Genomic DNA, 8,574 nt, shown 5'->3' with positions numbered 1-8,574 from the left:
CAACGCTGTCTGCCGCGAGTAATTTTACAGATAATCAGGGTGTGATTATTGAGGACTTTATATATTCTCATCCTACCCCCCCACCAACGGATGGTTATAGTCAAACGAAATGGGTCGCAGAACAATTACTTGCCAAAGCCCATCAACAATTATTTCCTATTAAAATATACAGACCGGGCTGGATTTTAGGTCATTCTACATCGGGAATTATAGAAACAGAACAAACCCACTTTTTAAGATTAATAAAAGGATGTATTCAATTAGGCTATGCACCTAGCTGGGATATATTACTTAATATACTACCAGTTAATTATGTGAGTGAATTTGTTGTTAAAACCTCGCTAAATCCTAAAATTCCTTATCATCTTTTAATCTCGCAAATCCAAATAAACTCAGCTGGCAAGAATTAATTGACTATATTAACCGACGAGGTTATCCATTGATGCTTATTTCACCAGAAAAATGGCGTAGTAAACTTAAATGTATTAATTCAGATAATCCACTATATTCTTTAGTGCCTTTGTATGTCAATCAAGACAATAGAGATTGGATGAGGGGACTTAATAAAATAGCTCATGCAAATAATCAAAATACAATCTATGTTTCTAAAGAGAATCAAATAAATTTGCCTATTATAAATCAGCAAATTTTGGATGTTTATTTTTCATATTTAGAGAAAATGGGGTTTTTAATACAAAACTAATTCACAGGGATGATTAAATGATCGAGAGTAAATCGTCAAACGATGAGTTACCCAACCTTGCATTGAATATACTTTTGCACCTATCTGAAGATAGCATCATAATTTTAGATACAGAATTTCATATTATTACCTTTAATACTACGACCAAATCATTGTTTAATTGGAGTGAGAAATTGATTGGTCAACCTTTATCCTCTCTTTATCATGATCAATCTATTATCCCTCCTTTTCCTATAGAAAACCATGAAGCGCTAATGGCAAATAAATATAATTCTTTTGAAACGATAATCTATAAAAATAAGACAAAATGTTATCTAACCTGGAAGTTTAAAAAAGAGAAGGGTCTACTAATCTTGTTAGGTAAAAACAACAGTGCTTCGAATAATTTAACTCTTATCAAATCAACATCAAGAATGTTTGAGCAAATAGAGAAAATTTCCGCATGCATCCCAGGTAATTTCTATTGGAAAAATATTAACGAAGAATATTTAGGTTGTAATCAAATTCTTCTCAACTCATTGGGAATGAATTCGATGCAAGATATTGTCGGTAAAACCGATAAAGATTTATGGCCCGATTATGCCGATGAGCTTAAAAAGCACGATGAGCAAGTCATTCAAGAAGGAAAGCCTGTTTTCTTTGAAGAAACAGTCACTTTGGATGGTCACAAACGATATTTTACTGTAATTAAAATGCCTCTTCTGGATGATGATGGAAACACGATTGGTATCTTAGGTAATTCTTTAGATATTACTGAACTCAAAAACACCCAAGATGATTTAAAAATAGCAAAAGAAATTGCGGAGCGAGCAAGTCAAGCCAAATCCGAATTTATAGCGAACATGAGCCATGATATCCGTACCCCTTTAAGTGGAATTATCGGTATGTCCCAAGAGATGTTTAATGTGGCTGATAATGCTCGTTCCTTTTTAGAACAAGCTTGCGCAGATGTAAACGCAACCTCCCAAAACACCTATTTATCTTTGCTAAAAGAGATTACTGAAACGGTGCAGAAAGACAGCCAGCTTTTAATGGGAGCAACCACTCAATTATTAGAATTATGTAATGAAATCCTGGACACGATGCGTTTGGAATCAGGACATCGGCCTGAAGAAGTGGAGTCATTTAATCTGCGCAATTTGATTATGCACAACATAGAACTTTTACAACCGGTAGCATTCCATAAGAAATTAAAATTATCATTTGACATAGATACGTCTGTCCCTACCTATTTTAGTGGATTACGGAATTACCTTGACCGCATCCTGCTTAATCTTTTATCTAACGCTCTAAAATTTACCAACAGTGGATTTGTCAAAGTCAAAGTGAGAAATGAAACGGAGTCAACTTATCAACAAGGTGATAAGATATATTTACAACTATTGATAGAAGACAGTGGTATTGGCATACCAGAAGATAAATTTGAAACCATATTTGAACATTTTTCTCGCCTGACCCCAGCTTATCAGGGATTATACAAAGGTGCAGGATTAGGTCTTTATACCGTAAAGCGTTACATCGAAGCAATGAACGCTACAATTAAAATAGAGAGTGAAGAAAGAAAAGGAACTTGCTTTATAGTTACTCTTCCACTTGATGTATCCGATCACTCTGACCGAGAAAAAACACCGGTTTATCAGCCTCAAACATCCGCCGAGCAAATCACGCTGTCTAATCGTGTGTTAAAATCAGAAAAATAACAAAGACTAATGCAGTTGCTTCTGTCCTGGTAGTGGAAGATAATCCCCTTGCTGCTAAAAGCCTGCAAGCCTACTTAAATCGCTTTCAGTGCGCTCATGATCATGCAGAAAACGGCATGGAAGCGCTCACGATGGTTCAAAACAACGATTACGATCTCATTTTAATGGACATAGGATTACCTGACATCGACGGGATCGAAGTTACAAAAAAATACGTGAGCTGGATAAACCTGGCGCATTACAAGTACCGATTGTAGCAATCACAGGACACGCCGATGATGCTGAAAAGATAAAGGACTCATTGGCGGCTGGTATGCAGGACGTTTGCAGCAAGCCATTACAGCAATCAAAGTTAGAAGCCCTTTTACAGCAATACGTGTTTAAAAAGAGACAATCAGAACCCGCTTCACTTGAGAATGAAACCAAAATCAGTGATATCGAGGAAAAAGCAACCGTAATCGACTGGCAAGCAAGCCTTGAACAACTGAATGGGGATGAGAGTCTTCTTCGTGAATTATTATCGATGCTGAATATTGATCTTAGAATAAGCCTGGACACCTTGGCAAAAGCCTATGCGAATCATGATAATGAAACGCTTCGCAAAGAATTGCATCGTGTTCGTGGCGGCATCAATTATCTTACCCTACCCCAACTCAGCAATGCACTGGCACATTTTCATGAGGCAGTAAAATTAAAACCGCAGAATAGTCAGCAAGTAACCAAGAATTATGAGCAATTGCAAAAGGCAATAAAGGCATTTTGGGAGATGTTAGAGAAAGGAGATATTATCCGCTAATATTATATTTTATATATAACCTGAGAGATAAATGCTTGGAAATTTGCTGCAACAGTTCCTCTACTATTGGTATTATTAATTATCGAGTGAGGCGTAAAAGCACCATAATTGTATAATATTTGAACAGACAACCCTGTTTGCAACGATAAATCTAGTCCTGTTGAAATTCCTACTACTGCAGCTAAAGGATACCCAATCTGATTTGTGCTCGTTGGTACGGGATTTGTTTCATACATGACCGAACCCAATATTGCTACTTTATCAGTTGTTGCATAACGAGAAGTGATTTGAAACGACCAAACATCCCGCCAGTTTGCGGGAGTAATTGTTGTACCATTTGTTTTATTTACAAGATAAACACTCTTTGTAATTTTCCATCCAGACCAATAAACCTTCTCTTCCAAAAACCATTTATCCGTTATGAAATGTTCCAACCCGATATAGGCTACTGAAGCTTCGACAATATTTGAAGAATAATTATAAACAGTATTTGATCCCAGAGAGCTTATTCCTCGCCCAAATTTATTATTCACTGGCGTATAAGCAGCAACGGTTAAATAGTTTCGCGGATCAATTTTATAGAAGATGCCTGCATCTAGGGTAGAATTTTTACCCCAAACTTTATTTATCTGGTTTCCTTTATTAGGCAAAACCAAATCGAGCTCATCAAGCTTGTTATATTCTAAATTAGCACCAGCTCCTACAGATAATTTATCAGTTAGCTGGTAACTGGATTGAAGCGCTGCACGATAATAAAAATTTTCGTTACAGTGGAATTCTGTGCTACAAAAGAATCAATTGGCCAATTAATATGGCCATAAGCACTAGGCGTCAGATTTAGTCCTAAGACAAACCGTTTGGTAATTCGATAGGCTGTTAGAATATAAGGAAGAGAGTTATTTGTCTTGCTGGTTACCTGACCAGAGCCCAAAGTAGTTGTTCCAGAAAAATTTAATTGCGATTTGATATAAACATTGCCAGCTAGAAAGCTGATTTTATTAATTCTGCTAAGCTCTGCCGGATTTTGGTAAAAGTTATTATTCAAGAATTGATCAACAGCGCTGTTTGCTTTTTCTACTAGAAAAATCAGATTTAAAAGGAAGAGTTTAATGAGTGTTAGAATAATCCTTTTCATAGAAAATTTAGATCCTTTCCAAAGGAATACTGGGAAGAGTGACAATTTATAAACTATTTTCAATATATAAGGGTCAAAATAGCTAAATTTATAATAAAATGGCCAGTGTATTGATATCAGGAATTTTGGTGCATGGACCGCACATGACAGACCAGCACGAACCGTCTTCAACCCAAAAACAGGGACAAGAACAATCACGAATCCTAAAACTAGAATCCACTTTAAGCCCAGCCTGGAGCTTAGAGAAATCAATTTAAAAATAAATGCGCTGCTTAAATAGACTTGTTTTGTAGCGTGCTAAAATGCTGCAAAGTTACCCAAAAGCAAGGTAGCGCAACTGTTCGACACATCTTCCTAAAAAATCGATGTCCAAATTTCGGCGCTGCTTTTTTGAATTCGCTACAATAAAATGGAAGTCATGGTCATTTGTAGCAAGAGGTTCATATGTTAACGACAGACAAAAAAATGGAGTATTATCAGGCCTTATTAGATAAAAATACCGGGTATGAAGGTGTTTTTACGTTGCTGTTACCACAACTGGTGTATTTTGCCGTCCAACTTGCCCTGCAAGAAAACCCAAATTTAAGCATTGTGAATTTTACGAAACTGCTCAACAAGCCCTTCTTGCTTCATTTAGACCTTGTAAACGTTGTCTCCCACTGTCTCACCCCAATCAGGTTTCAGTAATAGTGCAAAAATTAGTAAACGCTATTGAAGAAAATCCTGAAAAACGATGGAAAAATGCAGATTTCCAAGCCCTGTCAATTGATGCAGTAACTGCTCGTCGTCAGTTTAAAAAAGATTTGGTATGACCTTTGTAGAATATGCGCGAGCAAGACGAATAGGCTTGGCAGTGAAAAAATTAGACATGGTGAATCAGTTATTAGCACGCAAATTTCTGCAGGTTATGAATCTGGTAGCGGTTTTAGAGACGCTTTTGCACGAATTATGGGTGCTGCTCCGGCCAAGCCTGGACATAAAAATGTACTGAAAGCAGCTTGGTTAGATACCAAACTAGGACCAATGCTCGCTATTGCGGATGAAACCACCCTTTACCTTTTGGAATTTATTGATCGTAAAGGACTTGAACGTGAGGTTGAGCGTCTACGAAAAAACACAATCTGCAATCATTCCTGGTTCAACGCCTCCCATTCTTTCAATCCAAAATGAGCTTAATGCTTATTTTAATGGTACCTTGCAACTATTCGATACACCGTTACACCTTCTCGGCTCACCTTTTCAAAAACAAGTTTGGGATGCTTTAGTCAACATTCCCCATGGCGAAACACGTTCCTATGCTGATATTGCAGAAAGTGTTGGCAAACCTTCAGCTTGGCGTGCCGTGGCGCGAGCCAATGGATCAAATCAACTTGCAATCGTTATCCCTTGTCATCGAGTTATCAGTAGCAATGGGGATCTCTGTGGTTATGGTGGAGGGACAGCAAGAAAAAATGGTTGATTGAGCACGAAAAAAATACAAAAGCATATAAAATCCTTATCAAATTCCTAGAGAAACAAGATTAGTTTTATTAATGTGTGCAATGGAGGTAACTCCCATCAATGCCATAGCTATACGCATCTCGTCAGCAAAGATAGTAAGCAGATTCTCAACACCTGCCTGGCCTGCTGCCGCTAGAGCATAAATGACTGAACGTCCCAGCATAACCGTTTTCGCTCCCAGGGCCAGCATACGTACAACATCCAATCCTGAGCGCACACCAGAATCAACAAGTATAGTTAATTCATCCCCTGCCACCTCGACTATGCTTGGTAAAGCTTTGACTGTGGATAACACGCCATCCAGTTGACGACCACCGTGATTGGAAACAATAATTCCATCGGCACCAAATTTAACTGCATCTTTTGCATCTTCGGGATCCAGTATGCCTTTAATCATCATGGGCCCCTTCCAGAAATCACGTATCCATTCCAGATCCCCCCAACTGATTGAAGGATCAAAATTTTTACTTAACCAGCCAATATAATTTTCCAATCCTATCGATTTATTCAAATAGCGTGAAATATTTCCAAGACTATGTGGACGCCCTAATATCCCAACCTGTAAAGCCCAACTGGGTTTCATCATTGCTTGTAGTAGTCGTCTTGGGAGCCTGAAGGAGCCAGACATGCCTGAGTGAGCGTCACGATAACGCGCTCCAGGCATAGACATATCAACAGTAAAGACAAGATTTTGAACACCCGCTGCTTGTGCCCTTTCAAGAACATTTTTCATAAATCCACGATCCTTGAGGACATAAAGTTGAAACCAGAAGGGTTCTGGACTTTGTGCTGCAACCTCTTCTAAAGAGCAAATGGAAACAGTAGAAAGAGTATAAGGAATCCCTTTTTTGCAGCAGCCTTAGCCGCTTGTATTTCCCCACGACGAGCATACATGCCAGTAATACCTATTGGACTTAATGCAATTGGCATTGTCAATTTTTTGCCAAACAACTCCGTTTCAAGATCTAAATGCTCTATTTTTTTAGAATACGTTGCCTTAATGTTACTTCAGCAAGATCAGAAACATTGGTGCGCAAGGTGTGTTCAGCGTATGCGCCTCCATCAATGTAATCAAATAAAAAGCGCGGCAACTTGCGTTTTGCAGCTTCACGATAATCCGAAGCAGAGGAAATAATCATACGCTAAAGCTCCAATGAAAACCCAAGACATAGAAGTATTAAAAATCAACCATACCATTAATGCGAATCCTAAAGAAATAGGTTGCGGGCAAGAGGCTATACTATCCCAAGCAAGGAATTTCAAATGAAGAAATAATCTGTTCTTCTTACGAATAATAAGGTTTTTGTGGTTTAAAACTCTGCATTCGCCTGAGCTTTCCAAAAAACAATATGTCCGGGCTTAATAAACGTATTCAAATATTCTAAAGCTTCTTTCACTTTCTCCTCACTATCAAAAAACTCTATAATGATTGGTAAATCCCAACGAACATCGAATACAGAGCTGCTATGCTCTCCTGTTTCGCCAAAGCCCTTTAAACCACGAAACAAACTAATGCCGCGAATTTTTACTGTTTTTTCCAAATGGTCAAATATTTTTTGACGAAATTTGAGGACTCAAGAATATAGACTCGGACGATAATCACATCAACAGACTTATTCTTTCTTCCCATATGAATCAATCCTGTCTTTGAATTAACAATATAATTATAAGCTAGTCGTCTTTTTTGCTTTGATTTCTATACTGATTTTTACTGATAATCTTCATGTATACTGTGTAGAGAGCTTAATGGGTAAGTAGATACCAGGGCTTTGAAATAAGGGAGATTTCTATGAAAAAGGGAATAGCGTCTAAGCTGACTGGTAATAACCCATTGGCCAACCGTTTTAATAATTTACCTGCTAAAGCTAAAGGGTGTTTTCCACGGGTTGCTTATGTATTGCAAGGTGGTGGCTCCTTGGGTGCCTATCAATTTGGTGTAGTTAAAGGATTATTAGAAGCAGGTTACCAGCCTGATTGGATTGCAGCGACCTCAATTGGGGCTATTCAAGCTGCAATTATAGTAGGTAATCCGCCAGAAAAACGTATTGAAAGATTAGAGCAGTTTTGGCAGAAAGTTGCCCCTAATAATATTGTTGAATATTTAGAGGAGTTGGATTCTACCGTAGATCTTTATAATAAAATAAGTGCTTCTTTTGCCTTGCTGTATGGTCAACCCGGCTTTTTTCTCCTCGCTGGTGTACAGGAAGCTTTCCTATATGGGGAGATCCCTCTACCCTTAGCTATTACGATACAACACCACTTAGAGAAACACTCTTGGAACTGATAGATTTCGATCTTCTCAATTCTTGCCTTATTCGTCTAAGTCTGGGTGCAGTACAAATTTCTAATGGCCATCTGATTTATTTTAATAATATTAATTACCGTATTGAAGTAGAGCATGTTATGGCGAGTGCCGCCCTGCCCCCCGGGTTTCCTGCAATTAATATTGATAATGAATTTTACTGGGATGGTGGTGTACACTCGAATACACCCTTAGAAGTTATTTTAGAAGCAATTCCACCAGATAATACATTGTGCTTTCTTATCGACTGTTTCGGAGGGCCCTCATTCATGCCAGAAACCATGAATGAGATCGAGGAGAGGATGAAAGATATTTCTTACAGTACACACGCACAACGAACTATTTATAATTATCTACAACGCCAAAAAATGCGCAACTCTATGTTAGAAATAAGTCGTATTCTAACTGCCGAACAAAGAAAAAATATGCACATATACT

General features: G+C 38.0%; 10 protein-coding genes and 3 pseudogenes. 9 read left to right on the top strand and 4 right to left on the bottom strand.

Annotation, left to right across the window (positions count from 1 at the left end):
• The 5 genes from BN58_RS24665 to BN58_RS28520 all read left to right on the top strand — a co-directional run.
• Positions 1-410 (top strand): SDR family oxidoreductase (locus BN58_RS24665; RefSeq protein WP_040916479.1); only part of this gene is annotated, 410 nt, incomplete at its 5' end.
• Between the two features lie 29 nt (positions 411-439).
• Positions 440-703 (top strand): hypothetical protein, encoded by a 264-nt coding sequence (locus tag BN58_RS11620; RefSeq protein ID WP_156812495.1) that lies wholly within the window; start codon positions 440-442, stop codon positions 701-703.
• A gap of 17 nt (positions 704-720) precedes the next feature.
• Positions 721-2,403 (top strand): PAS domain-containing sensor histidine kinase, encoded by a 1,683-nt coding sequence (locus BN58_RS28530; RefSeq protein ID WP_019216981.1) that lies wholly within the window; start codon positions 721-723, stop codon positions 2,401-2,403.
• A 32-nt stretch (positions 2,404-2,435) separates the two neighbouring features.
• The gene (locus BN58_RS28525) at positions 2,436-2,660 is read left to right on the top strand and encodes a response regulator (RefSeq protein WP_019216980.1); all 225 of its coding nucleotides are present in this window, start codon (positions 2,436-2,438) and stop codon (positions 2,658-2,660) included.
• 44 nt (positions 2,661-2,704) lie between these two features.
• Complete coding sequence (locus BN58_RS28520; RefSeq protein WP_019216979.1) at positions 2,705-3,199, top strand: hypothetical protein; 495 nt, start codon at positions 2,705-2,707, stop codon at positions 3,197-3,199.
• Between the two features lie 2 nt (positions 3,200-3,201).
• Here BN58_RS28520 and BN58_RS11610 read toward each other — a convergent pair.
• Both BN58_RS11610 and BN58_RS11605 read right to left on the bottom strand, forming a co-directional pair.
• A pseudogene (locus BN58_RS11610) lies at positions 3,202-3,879 on the bottom strand (outer membrane protein transport protein); the annotation flags it as partial.
• 38 nt (positions 3,880-3,917) lie between these two features.
• Entirely contained in the window at positions 3,918-4,334 is a 417-nt protein-coding gene (locus BN58_RS11605; RefSeq protein WP_019216977.1) for a porin family protein, read from the bottom strand.
• Positions 4,335-4,443: 109 nt separating this feature from the next.
• On the opposite strand from BN58_RS11605, the gene BN58_RS37810 reads away from it, so the two are divergent.
• Both BN58_RS37810 and BN58_RS36145 read left to right on the top strand, forming a co-directional pair.
• A complete protein-coding gene (locus tag BN58_RS37810; protein ID WP_083852188.1) occupies positions 4,444-4,614 on the top strand; it encodes an HU family DNA-binding protein in 171 nt (56 codons plus the stop codon).
• 164 nt (positions 4,615-4,778) lie between these two features.
• A pseudogene (locus BN58_RS36145) lies at positions 4,779-5,858 on the top strand (bifunctional transcriptional activator/DNA repair enzyme AdaA).
• Here the strand turns inward: BN58_RS36145 and lldD are convergent.
• A pseudogene (gene lldD / locus BN58_RS24650) lies at positions 5,833-6,973 on the bottom strand (FMN-dependent L-lactate dehydrogenase LldD). The pseudogenes BN58_RS36145 and lldD overlap by 26 nt on opposite strands.
• A gap of 171 nt (positions 6,974-7,144) precedes the next feature.
• Entirely contained in the window at positions 7,145-7,387 is a 243-nt protein-coding gene (locus BN58_RS24645; RefSeq protein ID WP_408605485.1) for a DUF190 domain-containing protein, read from the bottom strand.
• A gap of 236 nt (positions 7,388-7,623) precedes the next feature.
• Between BN58_RS24645 and BN58_RS36140 the strand changes: the two genes are divergently transcribed.
• A complete protein-coding gene (locus BN58_RS36140; RefSeq protein WP_019216972.1) occupies positions 7,624-8,118 on the top strand; it encodes a patatin-like phospholipase family protein in 495 nt (164 codons plus the stop codon).
• Positions 8,049-8,574: patatin-like phospholipase family protein (locus tag BN58_RS36135; RefSeq protein WP_408605484.1), on the top strand; the 526-nt coding region annotated here is incomplete at its 3' end. The genes BN58_RS36140 and BN58_RS36135, both read left to right, overlap by 70 nt.

The organism is Legionella tunisiensis (assembly GCF_000308315.1).
In the GTDB taxonomy this organism is placed as follows: Bacteria; Pseudomonadota; Gammaproteobacteria; order Legionellales; family Legionellaceae; genus Tatlockia; species Tatlockia tunisiensis.
The sequence above is the reverse complement of the archived record's forward strand: the minus strand, read 5'-3'. Positions and strand labels throughout refer to the sequence as shown.

Bases quoted from the DNA above. Each gene is read 5' to 3' on its own strand.
- BN58_RS28530 (WP_019216981.1), top strand. From the start codon at position 721: ATGATCGAGAGTAAATCGTCAAACGATGAGTTACCCAACCTTGCATTG.
- BN58_RS11605 (WP_019216977.1), bottom strand. From the start codon at position 4,334: ATGAAAAGGATTATTCTAACACTCATTAAACTCTTCCTTTTAAATCTG.
- BN58_RS36140 (WP_019216972.1), top strand. From the start codon at position 7,624: ATGAAAAAGGGAATAGCGTCTAAGCTGACTGGTAATAACCCATTGGCC.